Origin of the sequence: Pseudooceanicola sp., from assembly GCF_041987405.1 — a bacterium.
In the GTDB taxonomy this organism is placed as follows: domain Bacteria; phylum Pseudomonadota; class Alphaproteobacteria; order Rhodobacterales; family Rhodobacteraceae; genus Pseudooceanicola.
Window position 1 is genome coordinate 125,597 of record NZ_JBHIWR010000001.1, and the last position, 18,038, is coordinate 143,634.

Annotated in this window: 18 protein-coding genes; 10 read left to right on the plus strand and 8 right to left on the minus strand. The window is 65.8% G+C overall.

All coding sequences use genetic code 11. The features are described from left to right. Nucleotides 1-140: 140 nt before the first annotated feature. On the plus strand, nucleotides 141-605 hold the full coding sequence (locus tag ACFC2Y_RS00625; protein WP_375173119.1) for an Lrp/AsnC family transcriptional regulator: 465 nt from the start codon (nucleotides 141-143) through the stop codon (nucleotides 603-605). Nucleotides 606-620: 15 nt separating this feature from the next. Continuing rightward, nucleotides 621-2,498 carry a monovalent cation:proton antiporter-2 (CPA2) family protein gene (locus tag ACFC2Y_RS00630; protein ID WP_375173120.1) on the plus strand — a complete coding sequence of 626 codons (1,878 nt, stop codon included), beginning with the start codon at nucleotides 621-623 and terminating at the stop codon, nucleotides 2,496-2,498. A 7-nt stretch (nucleotides 2,499-2,505) separates the two neighbouring features. Here the strand turns inward: ACFC2Y_RS00630 and cobT are convergent, their stop codons facing one another. After that, entirely contained in the window at nucleotides 2,506-3,516 is a 1,011-nt protein-coding gene (gene cobT, locus ACFC2Y_RS00635) for a nicotinate-nucleotide--dimethylbenzimidazole phosphoribosyltransferase (RefSeq protein ID WP_375173121.1), read from the minus strand. 63 nt (nucleotides 3,517-3,579) lie between these two features. Between cobT and ACFC2Y_RS00640 the strand changes: the two genes are divergently transcribed. Continuing rightward, on the plus strand, nucleotides 3,580-4,311 hold the full coding sequence (locus tag ACFC2Y_RS00640) for an adenosylcobinamide-GDP ribazoletransferase (protein WP_375173122.1): 732 nt from the start codon (nucleotides 3,580-3,582) through the stop codon (nucleotides 4,309-4,311). Nucleotides 4,312-4,372: 61 nt separating this feature from the next. On the opposite strand, the gene ACFC2Y_RS00645 is transcribed toward ACFC2Y_RS00640, so the two are convergent. The 5 genes from ACFC2Y_RS00645 to ACFC2Y_RS00665 form a co-directional block, all read right to left on the minus strand. Then, nucleotides 4,373-4,882, minus strand: coding sequence for a CarD family transcriptional regulator (locus tag ACFC2Y_RS00645; protein WP_375173123.1), 510 nt, complete (start codon nucleotides 4,880-4,882; stop codon nucleotides 4,373-4,375). 225 nt (nucleotides 4,883-5,107) lie between these two features. Next, nucleotides 5,108-5,446, minus strand: a complete 339-nt coding sequence (gene fdxA, locus ACFC2Y_RS00650) for a ferredoxin FdxA (RefSeq protein WP_375173124.1) — start codon at nucleotides 5,444-5,446, stop codon at nucleotides 5,108-5,110. A gap of 57 nt (nucleotides 5,447-5,503) precedes the next feature. Continuing rightward, nucleotides 5,504-5,896 (minus strand): RNA-binding S4 domain-containing protein, encoded by a 393-nt coding sequence (locus ACFC2Y_RS00655; RefSeq protein WP_375173125.1) that lies wholly within the window; start codon nucleotides 5,894-5,896, stop codon nucleotides 5,504-5,506. Nucleotides 5,897-5,914: 18 nt separating this feature from the next. Further along, a complete protein-coding gene (locus tag ACFC2Y_RS00660; protein ID WP_375173126.1) occupies nucleotides 5,915-8,821 on the minus strand; it encodes a helicase-related protein in 2,907 nt (968 codons plus the stop codon). Nucleotides 8,822-8,839: 18 nt separating this feature from the next. After that, the gene (locus ACFC2Y_RS00665; protein WP_375173127.1) at nucleotides 8,840-9,388 is read right to left on the minus strand and encodes a tetratricopeptide repeat protein; all 549 of its coding nucleotides are present in this window, start codon (nucleotides 9,386-9,388) and stop codon (nucleotides 8,840-8,842) included. Nucleotides 9,389-9,484: 96 nt separating this feature from the next. On the opposite strand from ACFC2Y_RS00665, the gene ACFC2Y_RS00670 reads away from it, so the two are divergent. The 5 genes from ACFC2Y_RS00670 (at nucleotide 9,485) to ACFC2Y_RS00690 (ending at nucleotide 14,715) form a co-directional block, all read left to right on the plus strand. Continuing rightward, nucleotides 9,485-9,772, plus strand: coding sequence for an SCP2 sterol-binding domain-containing protein (locus tag ACFC2Y_RS00670; protein ID WP_375173128.1), 288 nt, complete (start codon nucleotides 9,485-9,487; stop codon nucleotides 9,770-9,772). A gap of 3 nt (nucleotides 9,773-9,775) precedes the next feature. Further along, on the plus strand, nucleotides 9,776-10,744 hold the full coding sequence (locus ACFC2Y_RS00675) for an alpha/beta fold hydrolase (protein WP_375173129.1): 969 nt from the start codon (nucleotides 9,776-9,778) through the stop codon (nucleotides 10,742-10,744). Between the two features lie 382 nt (nucleotides 10,745-11,126). Next, nucleotides 11,127-12,947: a M3 family oligoendopeptidase gene (locus tag ACFC2Y_RS00680; RefSeq protein WP_375173130.1), complete on the plus strand. Its 1,821-nt coding sequence runs from the start codon at nucleotides 11,127-11,129 to the stop codon at nucleotides 12,945-12,947. Between the two features lies 1 nt (nucleotide 12,948). Further along, on the plus strand, nucleotides 12,949-13,182 hold the full coding sequence (locus ACFC2Y_RS00685) for a hypothetical protein (RefSeq protein ID WP_375173131.1): 234 nt from the start codon (nucleotides 12,949-12,951) through the stop codon (nucleotides 13,180-13,182). Between the two features lie 345 nt (nucleotides 13,183-13,527). After that, nucleotides 13,528-14,715, plus strand: a complete 1,188-nt coding sequence (locus ACFC2Y_RS00690) for a dipeptidase (protein ID WP_375173132.1) — start codon at nucleotides 13,528-13,530, stop codon at nucleotides 14,713-14,715. 73 nt (nucleotides 14,716-14,788) lie between these two features. On the opposite strand, the gene rpoH is transcribed toward ACFC2Y_RS00690, so the two are convergent. Continuing rightward, nucleotides 14,789-15,685 carry an RNA polymerase sigma factor RpoH gene (gene rpoH / locus ACFC2Y_RS00695; RefSeq protein WP_375173133.1) on the minus strand — a complete coding sequence of 299 codons (897 nt, stop codon included), beginning with the start codon at nucleotides 15,683-15,685 and terminating at the stop codon, nucleotides 14,789-14,791. 343 nt (nucleotides 15,686-16,028) lie between these two features. Between rpoH and ACFC2Y_RS00700 the strand changes: the two genes are divergently transcribed. Continuing rightward, nucleotides 16,029-16,658: a DUF4386 domain-containing protein gene (locus tag ACFC2Y_RS00700; RefSeq protein ID WP_375173134.1), complete on the plus strand. Its 630-nt coding sequence runs from the start codon at nucleotides 16,029-16,031 to the stop codon at nucleotides 16,656-16,658. On the opposite strand, the gene ACFC2Y_RS00705 is transcribed toward ACFC2Y_RS00700, so the two are convergent. After that, entirely contained in the window at nucleotides 16,614-17,660 is a 1,047-nt protein-coding gene (locus tag ACFC2Y_RS00705) for an RluA family pseudouridine synthase (RefSeq protein WP_375173135.1), read from the minus strand. The genes ACFC2Y_RS00700 and ACFC2Y_RS00705 overlap by 45 nt on opposite strands. On the opposite strand from ACFC2Y_RS00705, the gene ACFC2Y_RS00710 reads away from it, so the two are divergent. Then, entirely contained in the window at nucleotides 17,647-17,964 is a 318-nt protein-coding gene (locus tag ACFC2Y_RS00710; protein ID WP_375186111.1) for a DUF6476 family protein, read from the plus strand. The two genes, ACFC2Y_RS00705 and ACFC2Y_RS00710, sit on opposite strands and share 14 nt — an antisense overlap. The last annotated feature ends 74 nt before the right edge of the window (nucleotides 17,965-18,038 follow it).

Here is an 18,038-nt window from a genome sequence, read left to right on the forward strand (position 1 = left end):
GGCGGAGTGTTGGCCTTCGCGCATCAATGCCGCGATCCTGAGCGCGGGGTCTTGGACAAGACCCAACCGCGGCGCGGTTGCTTGCCGAAAATATGCGCGGGATTTACGATGATTTCAGATTTTACGCGAGACTCCCGCATATGCTCGACTCAACCGACCTGCGCCTTCTAACCGTGCTGCAAAAAGACGCGCATCTGACCGCGCAGGAGCTGGGCGAGATGCTGAACCTGTCGTCCTCCCAGGCCGGGCGGCGGCGGCAGCGGCTGGAGGCGGAGGGCTATATCGACGCCTATGTCGCGCGCCTCGCCCCGGTTAAGCTGGGGCTGGCGATTCAGGCCTTCGTGCAGGTGCAGATGGCGACCCACGGGCCGAACCAAACCCGCGATTTTGCCGCGCTTGTGGCCTCGCGGAACGAGATCACCAGCGCCTGGACCCTGACCGGAGAGTCCGATTACCTGCTGCGGGTCTATTGTGCCGATCTGGCAGAGCTGCACAGGCTGATTCACGAGGTGTTATTGCCGCATCCATCGGTTACACGGGTGCAAAGCCAGATTGTCATGGACCAATTCAAACAGGACGGTCCCCTCCCGACGCGCCCGCTGTAAGACGAAAGACATCTCATGGACGAGTTCCTTTACCAGGCCACCATTTACCTCGCCGCCGCGGTCATCGCGGTGCCGATCGCCGCGCGGCTGGGCTTCGGCTCGGTGCTGGGCTATCTGGCCGCGGGGATCGTGATCGGGCCGGTACTGGGGCTGATCGGGCATGAGTCGCACGATCTGCAGCATTTCGCGGAATTCGGCGTGGTCATGATGCTGTTCCTCATCGGGCTGGAGCTGGAACCCAAGGCGCTCTGGGCGATGCGGCACAGGTTGCTGGGCTTGGGCGGCTTGCAGGTGGCACTGACGACCCTGGCGATCTTCCTGGCCTTCCGCGCCTTTGGGTATGGCTGGACTGTCGCCCTGGCCACCGGCATGATCCTCGCCCTGTCCTCGACCGCCATCGTGTTGCAGACGCTGTCCGAAAAGGGGCTGATCCAGACGCCGGGGGGGCGATCCGCCTTTTCGGTGCTGCTGACGCAGGACATCGCGGTGATCCCGATGCTGGCCTTCCTGCCGCTGCTTGCCCTGCCCGCCCTCGGGCTGACGGCCAACCCCGACGGGTCGCTGACCCGGACCGCGATGAGCGAAGAGGCGCAGCACGGCATGTCGCTGGTCGAGGGGCTGCCGGGCTGGGGCGTGACGCTGGTGACGCTTGGTGCGGTCGCGGCGGTGATCCTGACCGGGGTCTATCTGACCGCGCCGGTCTTTCGCTTCATTCATGCCGCCAAGCTGCGCGAGATGTATACCGCGCTGGCGCTGGTCATCGTGGTGGGCATCGCCTTTCTGATGAACATGGTCGGCCTGTCGCCCGCGCTTGGCACCTTTCTGGCGGGCGTGGTTCTGGCCAACTCCGAATTCCGGCACGAACTGGAAAGCGATATCGAGCCGTTCAAGGGGCTGTTGCTGGGTCTCTTCTTCATCACCGTCGGCGCGGGCATCAACTTCGAGGTGCTCCTGGGTGACCCGGTGGTGATCCTCGGCATGGCCTTTGGACTGATCCTGATCAAGGGCGGCCTGCTGTTCCTGATCGGGCGGGCGTTCAAGCTGCGGCGCAGGCGGCTGATGCTCTTCACCCTGTCTCTCGCCCAGGCGGGGGAGTTCGGCTTTGTCCTCCTGTCCTTCTCGCAGCAACAGCAGGTGCTGCCGCCGGTCCTGGCCGAGCAGTTGCTGCTGGTGATCGCGCTGACAATGCTGATCACGCCGCTGCTGTTCCTGCTCTATGACTGGCTGTCGAAGAAGATCGGCGAGCCGATCAGCGAGGAACGCGATGCAGATGAGATCGACGAAGACGGACCCGTCATCATCGCGGGGATCGGTCGCTTCGGGCAGATCGTCAACCGGCTGGTGCAGAGCTCCGGCATCAGAACCGTTGTTCTGGATCACGACATGCGCACCATCGAGGTGATGCGCCGCTTTGGCTTCAAGGGGTATTTCGGCGATCCGACCCGGCCGGACATCCTGCGCGCGGCGGGGCTGGAAAAGGCCCGCGTGCTGGTCGCGGCGATGGACAACCCCGCCTCTGTCACGCGGCTGGTCGCATACGCACGCAAGTTCCGGCCCGATCTGCACATCGTCGCCCGCGCGCGGGACCGCCGCCATGTCTATGAGCTCTACCAGGCGGGCGCCGATGACATCGTGCGGGAAACCTTCGACAGCAGCCTGCGGGCGGGGCGGTACGTGCTGGAAAACACCGGCTTCACCGACTACGAGGCCTCACGGTTGGAAGACGCCTTCTATCACCACGATCGCGAGACGATACGCGAGCTGGCGGAGCTTTGGGATCCGGAGCTGGCGGCCGAGCAGAATCCGGAATATGTGGCACGCTCCAAGGAGTTGGAGCGCGATCTTGAAGCAGCTCTCCAGGCGCTGCTGACGGATGAGGAGGACGCGGCCTGAGGGGGGCTCAGCCCCCGCTGACCCCGGCCTCGGCAAAGGTGGCCATGCCGGAATGGCAGGCGATGGCCCCCTGCAGGATGCCAATGGCCAGCGCCGCGCCGGAGCCTTCGCCCAGGCGAAGGCCGAGGGACAGAAGCGGTGTCAGGCCAAGCTGCGCCAGCAGCGCGGGATGTGCGGACTCGGCGCTGACATGGCCCGCGACGCAGTGGTCCAGCGCGGCCGGGTTCACAGCATGCAGGCAGGCGGCGGCGGAACAGCAGATGAAGCCGTCGAGGATCACCGGAATGCCCTCGTGCCGCGCGCGCAGGATCGCGCCGGCCATGGCGGCGATTTCGCGCCCGCCAAGCCGTGCCAAAGTGTTCAGCCCGTCGCCACCGGCATGGCGCGCGACGCCCTCGCGCACCACCTGCGCCTTCAGGGCCAGTCCGGCGTCATCCACGCCTGTACCCCGGCCCACCCAATCCTCGGCGGCCCCGCCATAAAGCGCGTGGGCAATGGCAGCGGCGGAGGTGGTGTTGCCGATCCCCATCTCGCCGGTCACCAGCAGGTCCGCCGCGGGATCGACGGCGGCCCAGCCGGTGCCAAGGGCGGTCAGCACGTCAGCGTCGTCCATGGCGGGGGCCTGGGTGAAATCCTGCGTCGGACGGTCGAGGTCCAGCGCATGGACATCCATTCGCGCGCCGAACTGGCGCGACAGCTGGTTGATCGCCGCGCCGCCATGTTCAAAGTTCGCCACCATCTGCACCGTGACCTCGGTCGGGAAGGCCGAGACGCCACGCGCGGCAACCCCATGATTTCCGGCAAAAACCACCACCTGGGGATTGGACAGCGCCGGGCGCCCGTCGCCGCGCCAGCCGGCGTACCAGCGGGCCAGATCCTCCAGCCGACCCAGGGCCGCAGGGGGTTTGGTCAGCTGCGCATTTCGCGCCTCGGCGTCGGCAATCGCCGTCTGATCCGGGCCCTCCAGAGCCGAGAGACTGTCGCGGTAAGCATCAAGGGACGCGGGGGCCTGGGACATGGTATTCCTCGTTGATCAGACGTGCTGCGCAGTGTCTAAAGCATGGCGCATCAGGAGCAACCCATGGAAAACGTCCTTTCACGTCTGCGGACAGACATCCTGACCGGTGCAGGATTGCTGACCCGCCTTCCCCTGCCCGATCACCGCTCGGGCGGAATCGGCGCGGCCTGGTGCTGGCCGGTGATCGGTCTGCTGGTCGGGGCGCTGGCCGTGGGGGCCGGCGGGCTGGCAATCTGGGCGGGGCTGAGTGCCGGGGTCGCGGGGGTGATCGTGCTGCTGGTGCAGGTGCTGCTGACCGGCGGGCTGCATGAGGACGGGCTGGCGGATACGGCGGACGGGTTCTGGGGTGGCTGGACGCGGGAGCGGCGGCTGGAGATCATGCGCGACTCCCGCATCGGTTCCTACGGGGTGATCGCGCTGATCCTTGTCTTTCTCGCGCGCTGGACGCTGGTGGTGCAGGCGCTGGCGCATGGCCACTGGGGCGTGGTGATCGCCGCCGCCGTGCTGTCGCGCGGGGTGCTGCCCGGGGTCATGGCACTGGTGCCCCATGCGCGGAGCGACGGGTTGTCGAAAGGGGTCGGGCGGCCGGATCGCGATGTGGCGGCGCTGGCCTTTGTGCTGGCCCTCGGGTTGACGCTGGTCCTGTCGGGCAGCGTGGTCGTCGCGGGGCTGGTGGCCATCGGTGTGGCGGCGCTGCTGTCGCGGCTGGCGCTGGCGCGGATCGGCGGGCAGACGGGCGATATCCTGGGCGCGGTGCAGGTCGTGGCGGAGATCGCGGTGCTGATGGCGCTCTGATTGCGCATCAAAAAAGCCGCCCCGGGACCCCGGAGCGGCTTTTCATTGATATGTCAGGCGATTACGCCGCGCGGGACAGCAGAACCTCGTCCACCTTACGCGCCGCGTCGACCTCATCCGCACCGGAGACGGCGGCAACTTCGCGGGTCAGACGCTCCAGCGCCGCTTCGTAGAGCTGACGTTCGGAATAGCTCTGCTCGCGCTGGTCGTCATTGCGGTGCAGGTCGCGCACGACCTCGGCGATGGAAATCAGGTCGCCGGAGTTGATCTTCTGTTCATATTCCTGCGCCCGGCGCGACCACATGGCCCGCTTGACCTTGGCCTTGCCCTTAAGGGTCGTCATGGCCTTGGACACGACATCGGGGGTCGAGAGAGAGCGCATGCCCACCTCGGTCGCCTTGTTCGTCGGCACGCGAAGGGTCATCTTGTCCTTCTCGAAGGAGATCACGAAAAGCTCGAGCGAGATCCCGGCGATCTCCTGGCTCTCGATCGACACGATCTGACCCACGCCATGGGCGGGGTAGACAACGTAATCGTTCGGGCTGAATTCGGCTTTTTTCGCTTTGGTCATCGTGTTTTATCCTCACAGAGCCCCGTCAACAGGCGACACGTGTACGGGCGAGGCAATCGAGGCCTCGTCCGGCGCTACATGGCTTGTGTTTATGTCACGCTACGGATGGCAGAGTCCGTGGCAAAGGGGCTGGCAGTCTTCATCATACGAACGACACCATAACACGAATCACCCCGAATCGGAAGGAGGATGTTGCAGCGCGGCGTCGGATGGGGTGACGCAGGGTCAGCCCCCAGCCCCCGGATTTTCCGAGAAATACTTCTCCAGCTTGCCCTCTTCGCCATCACGCTCCTCCGCCTCGGGAAGCGGGTCCTTGCGGGTCACGATGACGGGCCACATTTCGGAGTACTTGCGATTGAACTCCACCCACTTCTCCATGTCCGGTTCCGTGTCGGGCCGGATCGCATCGGCGGGGCATTCGGGTTCGCAGACGCCGCAGTCGATACATTCGTCGGGGTGGATCACCAGCATGTTCTCCCCCTCGTAGAAGCAGTCCACGGGGCACACCTCGACACAGTCGGTGTATTTGCAGGCGATACAGGCGTCGTTGACGATATAGGTCATGGGTGGCTCCGCTCGGGCCTTTGCGGCGTTTCGGGTTAGCTAACCTGCACTGCCGGATCATTCAAGCGCATCATCGCCTATCCCCTTGCGATAAAGATCGAGTTTCCGACGATCCCGCTTCGTCGGGCGAGAATTGCCTTCATTGCGGGCGCCCTGCGGGATTTCCGTCTTCTCCATCGGAGGCGACATATCGTCATAGAGCGTCTGCGCCTCGGTCGCGGGGCCACGACGCAGCGCCGGGGCGAGGATGCGCACGACGCGGATGCGGTCGCCCTGCGGGAAGGTCAGCACATCACCGGGCTGCACCCCATGGGCGGGTTTGGCGGCGCGGTTGCCGTTGACACGGACATGCCCGCCGGTGACCAGCCCGGCGGCCAGGCTGCGCGATTTGACGAACCGCGCCTGCCACAGCCATTTGTCCAGGCGGAATTTCTGTTGTTGGTCCGACATGCTGCCCCGCCCAGGGGATCAGTCCGTCTTCAGCCCCTTGAGCGCTGCGGCAAAGGGGTTGTCCGGGTCGATCGCCTTTTCCTTCTTCGGCGGGCGCGACTGGAAGGACTTCGGCCCCTCGTCGCGGCGCCCCTTGCCACCCTTGCCCTTCGGTCCGCGCGGTTTGCCGCCCTTGGGCTTGCCCTGCCCCTGTGGCTGACCGTCCTCGCGGCGGCCGCGGGCGCCCCGGCCCTGCTGTTCGCCGCCACGACGGGATCGGTTGCCGCCCCAGGTGAAGGTGAAGAAGACCTCCAGGTCCGGCGCGGTCTCCTCGGCGGGTTGATCGGGAATATCGGCGGGGGCCTCCGGCGTGGCCTCGGCGACGGGGGAGGTTTCCTCCGGCGCGACCTCGGCCAGCACCTCCTCGGTGGTGAGGCCTGCGGTGGTTTCCTCGCTCTCCAGCTTTTCGGGCGTGCCGTCGGGGGTGGCCCCTTCGACGGCGGGCTCGGAGGGTTCGGCGGTCACGGCGCTGTCGTCGACGACCTGCGGCGTTTCGTCGGGGGCGTGGCGGACCTTTTCGCGTTCACCCTTCGCGGCCTTGTAGCCCAGGCCTTCCATCAGGTCGGCGAACTGTTCCAGGGTCATGCCGGTGATCGACAGCATGTCGGCCTTGGCTTCGAACCCGCCCCGGCTGTCCTCGCCGCGCAGCATGTCGGCCAGACGTTCCAGCATGTCGATGCGGATCGCGCGCTGCCCGGCGGTGCGGTAGCCCGACATGGTGGCATAGCCCTCGGGCGCGGCGGTGTCGGTCGGTACTGTGACCAGACCCGGCGGCGGGGCGTCAGGGAATTCCTGCAGACCCTTGGCCAGCGACCACAGCACCAGGCGCAGACGGGTCGGCGCGGGCTTCAGCAGCAGCGGCATGAAGATTGTGAACTGGCCAAAGCGGATGCCGTGCTTGCGCAACGCGCCGCGTGCCTCCTGATCCAGCTGCTTGACCTCCTCGGCCACCTGCTGCCGCGGAATGATGCCCAGACCCTCGACCATCTGGAAGGCAAAGCCGCGCGCCAGACCGTTCAGCGTCTCATCCCGCGACATGGCCAGCAGCGGCTCGAACAGGGCGGCGATCTTGCGGTCCATGAAGTGCTGCAGACGGCGCTGGACCTTCTGGGCGACCTCCGGCCCGGCCTCGTCATCGACAAAGACTTCGACCTGCGGTTTCAGCGCCTCGGGACCGGCGACCAGCTTGCCGACCGCCTGCTCGCCCCACATCAGCCCGCCCTGATCGGTGAAGTCGATCTCGGTATCGGGCGCGTTGTAGAACTTGTCCGCGCGCAGATGGAAATGCGGCGCCAGGGCCTGCATCGCCGCCTTGGCGAGTGTCTTGGCCTCCTCGCCCGACGCCTGCGCGTCCTGACGGAAACGGAACCCTTCCAGACGACCGACGAATTCTCCTTCGACGGTCACTTCCCCGGTATCACTGACTTCGGCCAAAAGGGCCTCCTTCTGCTTGAGCCGGCGCAAAAGTACGCTTGTGCGCCGGTCCACAAATCTCTGCGTCAGGCGTTCATGTAACGCATCCGACAGGCGGTCTTCTACAGCGCGCGTCTCGCCACGCCAATGGCTTTCGTCCCGAACCCAGCCCTTCCGTTGTGCGACATAGGTCCAGGTTCGGATAAAAGCCAGCCGTTTGGACAGGGTGTCGATGTCGCCATCGACCCGGTCGATGCGGCGGATATGGGTCGCCAGCCAGTCGTCGGGAACGCGGCCCGATTGGTGCAGATAGGCATAGATCTGGGTCAGCAGGCTGGCGTGTTCGGCATGGCTGATGCCGCGGAAATCGGGAATGCGGCAAACATCCCACAACAGGCGCACGGCCTCGGGGCCGGAGGCGCGGGCGCGCACCTCCGCATCGGCCGAAAGGGCGCGCAGGGCGATCAGGTCGTCGGCATCCCGGGCGCGGTGCAGCCCCTCGATCCGCGGGGGTTCCTCCAGCGCGGCGATCAGGGTGTCGGGCGTGGCGAAGTTCAGCGCGGAATTCCGCCACTGCAGATGCCGGACGGGGGTAAAGCGGTGATCCATGATCGCCTCGGCCACCTCATCGTCCAACGGCGGCGCCTCGCCGGTGACGCCGAAGGTGCCGTTGGCCATACCCCGTCCGGCCCGGCCCGCGATCTGGGCCAGTTCGTTCGGGGCGAGGTGCCGCATCCGCCGTCCGTCGAACTTGATCAGCGAGGAAAAGGCGACATGGTCGATGTCGAGGTTCAGCCCCATGCCGATGGCATCCGTGGCCACCAGATAATCCACATCGCCGTTCTGATAGAGCGCCACCTGGGCATTGCGTGTCCGCGGGCTCAGCGCGCCCATGACCACCGCTGCCCCGCCCTTCTGGCGGCGGATCAGTTCGGCGATGGCATATACATTATCAACTGAAAAGCCGACAATTGCCGATCTTGGCGGCATTCGGCTTATCTTTTTCGAACCGGAATAGGTCAATTGGGACATCCGCTCGCGGCGCATGAATTCCACCCCGGGGACGAGGTTGGCGATCATCGAGCGCATCGTGTCGGAGCCGAGGAAGAGCGTCTCGTTCAGCCCCCGCGCCCTCAGCAGCCGGTCGGTAAAGACATGACCGCGCTCGGGATCGGCGCAGAGCTGGATCTCGTCGATGGCCAGGAAATCGGGGCCCATGCCCTCGGGCATCGCCTCCACCGTGCAGACCCAGTACTGCGTGCGGGGCGGGACGATGCGTTCCTCGCCGGTGACCAGCGCCACGACCGAGGGGCCACGGATGGCGACGATCTTGTCATAAACCTCGCGCGCCAGCAGCCGCAGCGGCAGGCCGATGATGCCGGTGCGATGGCCCAGCATCCGGTCAATCGCGTAATGCGTCTTGCCCGTATTGGTCGGCCCGAGAACGGCCGCGATCCTGCCCTGCCCGGCCATGGTCTTCGCTTTCGTGGATCAGAGGGTCTGGCCCGCAACGCGGGAGCGCAGCCGGTCGGCGGCTTCCTGCGCACGGTCATGGGTCGGGTAGGTGTCCAGCACCTTGGAGTAGGCGCGAAAGGCGTCCTCCTCCCTGCCCAGGGATTCGAGGACCACGCCAAGACCGAAGAGCGCCTGGAAATGATCGGGGTTCAGCGTGAGCGCCTGCCCCAGGTCCGACAGGGCCAGGCCGAACTCCTCCTGCCGGAAGAAGGCCGTGGCGCGGCGGTGGTAGGCTTCGGCGAAATCCGGCGCATGGTCGATCAGGGCCGAGAAATGGCCGATGGCCGTGTCGACCTCGCCTGCTTCCAGCGCATCCTGGCCACGTGTCAGCAGCAGATCCATCGCCGGAGAGCCGGAGCGCGCCCAGACCAGATCCAGCTCCCGCTCGATTTTCGCGGCGCCCACGGGATCGGCATCATGGAGTTGTTGCAATAGCTCCTTACTGCGGTCACTCTGAACCTGCGCGAGGGACATGGCAGGTCCGAGGATCAGGACTGCCGCCACGGCATGTTTGAGACTACGCATTGAGACGCCCATAACCTTTGAGAGTGTAAAGACAGTATCGGGAAATGTTGCGTCCGATGAAACCCCAAAGGGTGAATATTCCAGGAAAGGTGAACTATGAGTGAAGTGATCGACACGGCCGTCGCGGCCCTGCGTGAGAAAATGGACGGCAGTTTCGACGGCACGGCCAAGTTCGTGATCGAAGGCGAAGGCGCCATCATGATCGACGGCGACGAGGTGCGCGCCGGGGATGAAGAGGCGGATGTGACGCTGAGCGCGGATGCCGACACCTTCAAGGACATCCTGTCGGGCGACCTGAACGCGACCTCCGCCTTCATGACCGGCAAGCTCACCGTCGATGGCGACATGGGCAAGGCCATGCAACTCGGCTCCGTCCTGGCGTAACGCATGGATCAGGCACCGTTCTTTTCGGATGTGGCCGAGGGCCCCGAGGGTGGGCAGGCGGTCTGGGCCAAGGCTGCGGACGGTCTGCGCATCCGGGTCGGCTGGTGGCAACCCGAGGGCGCGGCCCGGGGAACGGTGCTGCTCTTTCCCGGCCGGACGGAGTATATCGAGAAATACGGCCGCGATGCCCGCGCCCTGACCGAGGCGGGCTATGCCGTGCTGGCGATCGACTGGCGCGGACAGGGGCTGGCCGACCGGATGGTGCCCAATGCGCGGGTCGGCCACGTCGGCGTCTTTGCCGATTATCAGCTGGATGTCGCCGCCGCACTGGCCGTGGCCGAAGAGGCCGGACTGCCCCGTCCCTGGCATCTGCTGGCGCATTCCATGGGCGGCTGCATCGGGCTGCGGTCGCTTTATGAGGGGCTGCCGGTCAATTCCGCCGTCTTCTCCGCCCCCATGTGGGGCATCCGCATGGCCGCCCCGACCCGGCCCGCCGCCTGGGTCCTGTCGTGGAGCGGGTCGCGCCTGGGCCTCGGGCACCTGATGTCCCCCGGCACCAGCGAAGAGCCCTATCCGCTGGATGCGCCCTTTGCGGAGAACAAGCTGACCTCCGACCCCGAGATGTACGACTACATGCGGCGGCAGCTGATCGCCCAGCCCGAGCTCAGCCTCGGCGGGCCGTCGCTGCACTGGCTCAATCAGGCGCTGGCGGAAACCCTGGCGCTGGCCCGCCGCCCTGCCCCGGCGCTCGACTGCCTGACCTTCCTCGGCGCGGACGAGGCGATCGTCGACCCCGGCCGCATCCATGCCCGCATGGAAAGCTGGACCAATGGCGAGCTGGTCATGCTGCCTGGCGCCCGTCACGAAGTTCTGATGGAAACGCCCGCGACGCGCGATGCGATCTTCGCCCGGATGGTGCCGTTTCTGGACGCCCATTCCGAGGTCGGCCCGGTGGCCGCGCAATCGGCCTGACCATCTGTTTGGGCCGACCACATGGTCGGTCCGCCCCTTGCCATAGACGTTCGTGCAATAGCGTTCGTCTCAGTTCTCGATTACTCTAACGCCCGCGACATCAAAACCACTCAGCTTGCATGCTTCCGAGGAACGCCGACCATAGGTCCCGCCCGGCGGCACGCCGGGCAGCGCCGACCCGCCCCCGTCGCACCAAAGGTGCGCCAGAATCAAAACGGCACGCCTTCGGCGTGACGGGCGGCGCTTATGCGCCACCCCGCGTGTCGGCGCTGCCCTCACCGATAACGAATGACGTGAGGGGTCACGCTCGTCACTAATTCCCCGCCCCTTGCCCCATCCCCCCTCACCGCATATCTCTGGCCCAAAGCCGTAAGGAGGTCCCATGTTCGTATTTCCCCGCCCCGCCTATGACGCCAACGCATCATCCGGGGGCAAAGACCTCGGGAAACTGCCGGACTGGGATCTGACGGACCTCTACGCCGCCGATGACGCCCCCGAAATCCAGCGCGATCTGGACTGGCTGCGCGAGGAATGCGCCGCCTTTGCCGGGGATTACGAGGGCAAGCTCGACACGCTCGACGCGCCGGGGATGCTGCATTGCATTCAGCGCGACGAAAAGCTGACCAATGTCTCCGGCCGCCTGATGTCCTATGCCGGGCTGCGCTACTACCAGCAGACCACCGATGCGGGCCGGGCCAAGTTCATGTCCGACATGCAGGACAAGATCACCACCTATACCACCCCCCTCGTCTTCTTCACGCTGGAGCTGAACCGCCTGCCGGACGACCGTCTGGACGCGCTCTTTGCCGCCAGCGCGGACCTGGCCCGCTACAAGCCGATCTTCGACCGCATCCGCGCGATGAAGCCGCACCAGCTGTCCGACGAGATGGAGAAATTCCTGCATGACATGGGCGTTGTCGGCGATGCCTGGGAAAAGCTCTTTGACGAAACTGTCGCCGGGCTGACCTTTGAGGTGAACGGCGAGGAAATGGGGCTGGAGGCCACCACCACCCTTCTGACCGAGCCGGATCGCGCAGTGCGCGAGGCCGCCGCGCGGGAAATCGCCGCTGTTCTGGGCGACAATATCAAGACCTTCGCCCGCGTCCACAACACCCAGGCCAAGGAGAAGGAGGTCATGGACCGCTGGCGCGGCATGCCCACGGCGCAGACCGGCCGTCACCTGTCCAACCAGGTCGAGCCCGAGGTTGTCGAGGCGCTGCGCGACGCCGTGGTCGCCGCCTATCCGCGCCTGTCGCACCGGTACTATGAGTTGAAGCGGAAATGGCTGGGCCTCGACCGGATGCAAGTCTGGGACCGTAACGCGCCGCTGCCGACCGAACCGCCCAAGACCGTCGACTGGCCCACGGCGCAGGAGATGGTGATGTCCGCCTATGCGGGTTTCGACCCCCGCATGGCCGAGATTGCCGAACCCTTCTTCACCAAGGGCTGGATCGACGCCGGCGTGAAACAGGGCAAGGCCCCCGGGGCCTTTGCCCATCCGACCGTGACCAATGTCCACCCCTATGTGATGCTGAACTACCTGGGCAAACCGCGCGACGTGATGACACTGGCGCATGAGCTGGGCCACGGCGTCCACCAGGTGCTGGCGGCGGAACAGGGCGAACTGCTGTCTTCAACGCCCCTGACCCTGGCCGAAACCGCCAGCGTCTTTGGCGAAATGCTGACCTTCCGCAAGCTGCTGGACGAGGCCAAATCCCCCGCCGAACGCAAAACCCTGCTGGCGGGCAAGGTCGAGGACATGATCAACACGGTCGTGCGCCAGATCGCCTTCTACGATTTCGAGTGCAAGCTGCACGCGGCGCGCCGCGAGGGGGAGCTGACGCCGGAGGATATCAACGCGATCTGGATGTCCGTGCAGGCTGAAAGCCTCGGCCCGGCGTTTGATTACATGGAGGGCTACGAGGTCTTCTGGTCCTACATCCCGCATTTCGTCCATTCGCCCTTCTACGTCTATGCCTATGCCTTCGGCGACGGGCTGGTGAATGCGCTCTACGCCGCATATCAGGAGGCGCCCGAGGGCTTCCAGGACAAGTATTTCGACATGCTCCGCGCGGGCGGCTCCAAGCACCACAAGGAACTGCTGGCGCCCTTCGGCCTCGATGCCTCGGACCCGGCGTTCTGGGACAAGGGGCTGTCGATGATCGAAGGCTTCATCGACGAGTTGGAGGCGATGGAAGACTGACATGCCCGACGCCCCGCAACCGGATCGGCCCGATTGGCGCGACCGGCTGCGGCGCGCGGCACACTGGATCGAGACGCGCCTGCCCCCCGTGGTGCGCAGCCTCGTCGGCGTGTTGCTCATCATCGGCGGGCTCTTCGGCTTTCTGCCGATCCTCGGGTTCTGGATGATCCCCCTCGGCATCGCCTGCATCGCGGTAGACCTGCGCGCGGCCTGGCGCTGGCTCCGGCCACGATGAGGGACCGGGGCCTGCGCCGGTCAGCCCGCGCGGGTACCGCCGTCCAGTCAGGCGTGTCTTGGATCAGGTGACGACGTAGGACGCTGCGGTTGCGACGATCGCCGCCGCCATGATCAATACATAAGCTTTCATCAAAACATTCCTTCAAATCACTACGAAAAACGTAAAAGAATGGGGAAAGTGTACACCGATTGCGCCGTTTCTCCAAATCACGAATGGTGCGGGGCTGCGGTCGGGATCGCCTGCGCCGCCGGTCGGCCACCGTGCCCCCCCCCGGCTTGACGTGACGTAGCGGCTGCCCGGATCGGGGCGCTGCGGCTAGCATCCCCGAAAACGGAGGACCTCATGTATCGTAGTCTCGTCTGGATCGCCCGGATCATCCTGGGCCTTGCCGCGCTGGCGGTGGTGGCCGTCATCGCCTTCTGGGCCATCGCGCCCGGCTATGTCGGGGCGGCGCGGAACAATGTGCTGGATCACGGCCCCTACCCCGTCAGCGAGGAGGCGCAGGCCCTACACGACCGGCTGATCGTCGGCGACTGGCACGCCGACCCGCTGCTGTGGAAGCGCGATCTGAACAAGCGCGGCGACTGGGGCCAGGTCGATTTCCCGCGTTTGCAGGAGGGCAATGTCGCCGTGCAGGTCTTCACCGCCGTGACCAAGAGCCCGGCGGGCCAGAACTACGAGGAAAACTCGGCCGAGGCCTTCGACAACATCACCCTGCTCGCCTTCGGGCAGCGCTGGCCGATGCGGACCTGGGACAGCCTCTATGAACGCGCCCGCTATCAGGCGGAAAAACTGCATGGCTTCGCGGCGGAGAACAGCGATGTCACCATCATCACCTCCGCCGAGGATCTGGAGCGCGTTCTGGCCGACCGCGCTGCGGGCGGCAGGCAGATCGGCGCCATCCTGGGGATCGAGGGCGCCCATGCGCTGGAGGCCGACATGGCCAATCTGGATGGGCTGGTGGAGGCCGGATACCGGCTGATCGGGCTGCACCACTTCTTCGACAATGCCCTGGGCGGATCGCTGCACGGGCTGAACCCGGCGGGCCTGTCGGACTTCGGCCGCGAGGTGGTTGCAGAGGTCGCCGCCCGCCCCCTGATCCTCGACCTCGCACATTCCAGCCCCCAGGTGGTGCGCGACGTGATCGAGATGACGGACATCCCGCTTGTCATCAGCCATACCGGCGTCAGCGTCTTCTGCCAGACACAGCGCAACCTGCCCGACGACCTGATGCAGGCGGTCGCGGGCACCGGCGGGGTGATCGGCCTGGGCTACTGGGACGAGGTGACCTGCGGCAAGTTCGACCCGTCGGGCATCGCCGCGATGGCTGTGGCGGCGGTAGAGCTTCTGGGCGAGGATCACGTCTCGCTCGGATCGGATTTCGACGGCTCGGTCGAGACGGCCTTCGACACCTCGGAACTGGCCGCGCTGACCCAGGCCATGCTCGACGCCGGGCTGAGCGAAGATCAGATCGCCAAGATCATGGGCGAGAACATGGTGCGGGTGCTGCGAGCCAGGCTGGGCGACTGAGGCCCCCACCCCCACCCCCACGCAAAAGGCCCGGAGCCATCGCTCCGGGCCTTTCCAACTCACCCTTTGACGGTCACTCGGCCGTCAAAAGGCCCTTCTCTTCCGCCAGTTCCTTCATCCGGTCCTGCAGCTTTTCGAACGCCCGCACCTCGATCTGGCGGATGCGCTCGCGGCTGACGCCGTATTGCGTGGAAAGGTCTTCCAGCGTGATCGTCTCGTCCGACAGGCGGCGCTGCGTGAGGATGTCCTTCTCGCGGTCGTTCAGCACGTCCAGCGCCTCCGCCAGCATCTCGCGGCGGATGTCCATCTCATCCTTCTCGGCGTAGTCCCCGGCCTGGTCGGCGTCCTCGTCCTCCAGCCAGTCCTGCCACTGCATGGTACTGTCGCCCTCGGTGCCGACCGTGGCGTTGAGCGAGGCGTCGCTGCCCGACATCCGCCGGTTCATCGAGATCACCTCGTCCTCGGTCACGCCCAGATCGGTCGCGATCCGCTTGACGTTGTCGGGATGCATGTCACCGTCTTCCAGCGCGCCGATGCGGGCCTTGGCCTTGCGCAGGTTGAAGAACAGCTTCTTCTGCGCCGAGGTCGTGCCCAGTTTCACCAGGCTCCAGGACCGCAGGATATACTCCTGAATCGAGGCGCGGATCCACCACATGGCATAGGTCGCAAGACGGAAGCCCTTTTCGGGGTCGAACCGCTTCACCGCCTGCATCAGGCCGACATTGGCCTCCGAGATGACTTCGGCCTGGGGCAGGCCATAACCGCGATAGCCCATGGCGATCTTGGCGGCGAGACGCAGGTGAGAGGTGACCAGCTGATGCGCGGCCTCGGTATCCTGATCCTCGACCCAACGCTTGGCCAGCATGTATTCCTGCTCCGGCTCCAGAAGGGGGAACCTTCGGATTTCCTGGAGATAGCGGTTCATTCCGCCTTCCGGCGTCGGCGCCGGGAGATTTGCGTAGTTACCCATGTTTACCCTGTCTCTCGTTTCGGCCCTATGTTTATAGGATTAACATTACAGTTGGGGACGTCCAGACATGCTTTCAAGACCGGTACGTCTATTTTCTTAACGCATGATGAAGCATTTTCCGTCGGCAGGCAGACAGATTTCACTTTTGTCACACGGTCGTGTCGCAAGGTGAGCCTTCGTGCGTCAAAGCTCAACTCCCCTCCTGCGCACAGGTCGGCGTGGAACTGCGCACCCTTTACATGCGAATTCGCATGGAAGCGCTGCCGATTTCGCGAATACCCATACGACAGCGCATGATGGATAAGCCGGGCAATCAAATCGACATCTTCCGAAAGGACACGCCATGACTGCTCCCTCCACCCTGCCCCGTTTCGCCGGTCTCGCCTATCTCGGGATCATTGCCCTTGGCCTCGGCGCCGAAGTCGGATTACGCATGCCGATCGCCTCTGCGGCCGATCCGGCCGCCGCCCTGGCCGCGCATCTGCCGCAATGGCGCGCAGCACTTGGGGCGGATCTGCTGATGGCGACGCTGGATATCACCCTGGCCCTGCTGCTCTTCCGCCTGTTCCGGCCCCTGGGCCGCGATCTGGCCCTGGGCGCGCTGGTGCTTCGTCTGGTGCAGATGGCGGTGATCGCGGCGCATCTGCCGCTGCTCGCCTCCGCCATCGGCGCTCCGGACCCGCTGCCGCTGATCGAACGTCACGCGGCGGGCTACGACCTGGGCCTGTGGTTCTTCGGGCTGAATGCACTGCTCATGGCCCTGCTGCTCTCTCGCGCCGGGGTGCGGTGGCTGTCGGTCCTGATCGCCCTGGCCGGTCTGGTCTATCTGATCGGCAGCGCCACCCGCTTTGTCGCGCCTGAGATCAACGCCGTGATCCAGCCCGCCTATCTCGTGCCTGTGGTGGCCGAGCTCTCCTTCGCGCTCTGGCTACTCCTCGCCCCCGGGGCCCGGCGCCTCGCCGCGCAGGGCTGACAGCAAGGCCTCCATATCCTCCGGCAGGGCCGCTTCGAACCGAAGCGGCCTTCCGTCGTCGGGATGGGCAAAGCCCAGAACCGCCGCATGCAGCGCCTGCCGGGGGAAGTTGATGACCGCCTCCGCCGCCCGGGCCTCCAGATCGCGGCCGGGTTTGCGCCGCCCGCCATAGACCGGATCACCGACCAGCGCGTGACCCGCATGGGCCATATGCACGCGGATCTGATGCGTCCGCCCGGTCTCCAGCCGACATTCGATCAGGGCGACGGAGGTGCCGAACCGCTCCAACAGCCGGGCGCGCGTCACCGCATGGCGGCCACCGTCGAAGGTCACCGCCTGTTTCTGCCGATCCGTCCGGTGCCGGGCCAACTGCGTGCTCAGTTTCAGCACACCGCCCGGCTCGAAACTCGCCCCTCGGATGCCGCGCAGGCGCGGATCGCCGGGATCGGGCACGCCGTGGCACAGGGCCAGATAGGCGCGCTCGGCGCTGTGTTTCTCGAACTGGCGGGCCAGCGCATGATGGGCGCGGTCGTTCTTGGCGACGACCAGAAGGCCCGAGGTCTCCTTGTCGATGCGATGCACGATGCCGGGGCGTTTTTCTCCCCCGATGCCGGACAGGCTATCGCCGCAGTGATGCAGCAGCGCATTGACCAGGGTGCCATCCGGGCTGCCCGGCGCGGGGTGGACGACCATGCCTGCGGGCTTGTTCACCACCACCAGATCCGCATCCTCGTAAACCACATCCAGGGGAATATCCTGCGGGCGCGTCTCGACCTCCTCCGCCGCCTCGACGGTGATCTCGATGATGTCCCCCTCGGCCACCTTTGCCTTGGGATCGTCCAGCACTGCCCCCTCGCGACGCACCGCGCCCTCGGTGATCAGCCGGGCCAGCCGGGTGCGCGACAGGGCGGCTTCCTCTGGCACATCCCGCGCCAGGGCCTTATCAAGACGGTTGGGCGGGGTCGCCCCGATACGAATGGTGAGACAGGTGGACACGAACACTCCAGAAGACGACGCCCAGGATTTTCCCCAGCTCCGCTTCCTGCGTGTGCTGGTGACGGTGCTGGCGGGGGTGATGATCCTCGGGCTTCTAGTCCTCATCACCCTGATTGTCATCCGTTTCCGCACGCCCCCCGCAGCCCCCGTCCCGACCCTTCCGACCACGATCACCCTGCCCGAGGGCGCCGTGCCCCAGGCCGTCACCGCAGGGCAGGGCTGGTTCCTAGTGGTGACACAGGACGGCCGGGCGCTGGTCTATGACGCTTCGGGAGCCTTGACCTCGGAAAGCCAGCTGCAACTGCCCTGAGCTTCATCTTTCCGCCAAATACTCCGGGGTAGCCGTGATGGCACATCGCGGCGTAGGGGCAGCGCCCCTGTTCG

What these genes read in the sequence shown, in the direction of transcription:
- ACFC2Y_RS00625 (WP_375173119.1), top strand. Translation starts at nt 141, where the DNA reads ATGCTCGACTCAACCGACCTGCGCCTTCTAACCGTGCTGCAAAAAGAC.
- ACFC2Y_RS00630 (WP_375173120.1), top strand. Translation starts at nt 621, where the DNA reads ATGGACGAGTTCCTTTACCAGGCCACCATTTACCTCGCCGCCGCGGTC.
- cobT (WP_375173121.1), bottom strand. Translation starts at nt 3,516, where the DNA reads ATGTCCCAGGCCCCCGCGTCCCTTGATGCTTACCGCGACAGTCTCTCG.
- ACFC2Y_RS00640 (WP_375173122.1), top strand. Translation starts at nt 3,580, where the DNA reads ATGGAAAACGTCCTTTCACGTCTGCGGACAGACATCCTGACCGGTGCA.
- ACFC2Y_RS00645 (WP_375173123.1), bottom strand. Translation starts at nt 4,882, where the DNA reads ATGACCAAAGCGAAAAAAGCCGAATTCAGCCCGAACGATTACGTTGTC.
- fdxA (WP_375173124.1), bottom strand. Translation starts at nt 5,446, where the DNA reads ATGACCTATATCGTCAACGACGCCTGTATCGCCTGCAAATACACCGAC.
- ACFC2Y_RS00655 (WP_375173125.1), bottom strand. Translation starts at nt 5,896, where the DNA reads ATGTCGGACCAACAACAGAAATTCCGCCTGGACAAATGGCTGTGGCAG.
- ACFC2Y_RS00660 (WP_375173126.1), bottom strand. Translation starts at nt 8,821, where the DNA reads ATGGCCGGGCAGGGCAGGATCGCGGCCGTTCTCGGGCCGACCAATACG.
- ACFC2Y_RS00665 (WP_375173127.1), bottom strand. Translation starts at nt 9,388, where the DNA reads ATGCGTAGTCTCAAACATGCCGTGGCGGCAGTCCTGATCCTCGGACCT.
- ACFC2Y_RS00670 (WP_375173128.1), top strand. Translation starts at nt 9,485, where the DNA reads ATGAGTGAAGTGATCGACACGGCCGTCGCGGCCCTGCGTGAGAAAATG.
- ACFC2Y_RS00675 (WP_375173129.1), top strand. Translation starts at nt 9,776, where the DNA reads ATGGATCAGGCACCGTTCTTTTCGGATGTGGCCGAGGGCCCCGAGGGT.
- ACFC2Y_RS00680 (WP_375173130.1), top strand. Translation starts at nt 11,127, where the DNA reads ATGTTCGTATTTCCCCGCCCCGCCTATGACGCCAACGCATCATCCGGG.
- ACFC2Y_RS00685 (WP_375173131.1), top strand. Translation starts at nt 12,949, where the DNA reads ATGCCCGACGCCCCGCAACCGGATCGGCCCGATTGGCGCGACCGGCTG.
- ACFC2Y_RS00690 (WP_375173132.1), top strand. Translation starts at nt 13,528, where the DNA reads ATGTATCGTAGTCTCGTCTGGATCGCCCGGATCATCCTGGGCCTTGCC.
- rpoH (WP_375173133.1), bottom strand. Translation starts at nt 15,685, where the DNA reads ATGGGTAACTACGCAAATCTCCCGGCGCCGACGCCGGAAGGCGGAATG.
- ACFC2Y_RS00700 (WP_375173134.1), top strand. Translation starts at nt 16,029, where the DNA reads ATGACTGCTCCCTCCACCCTGCCCCGTTTCGCCGGTCTCGCCTATCTC.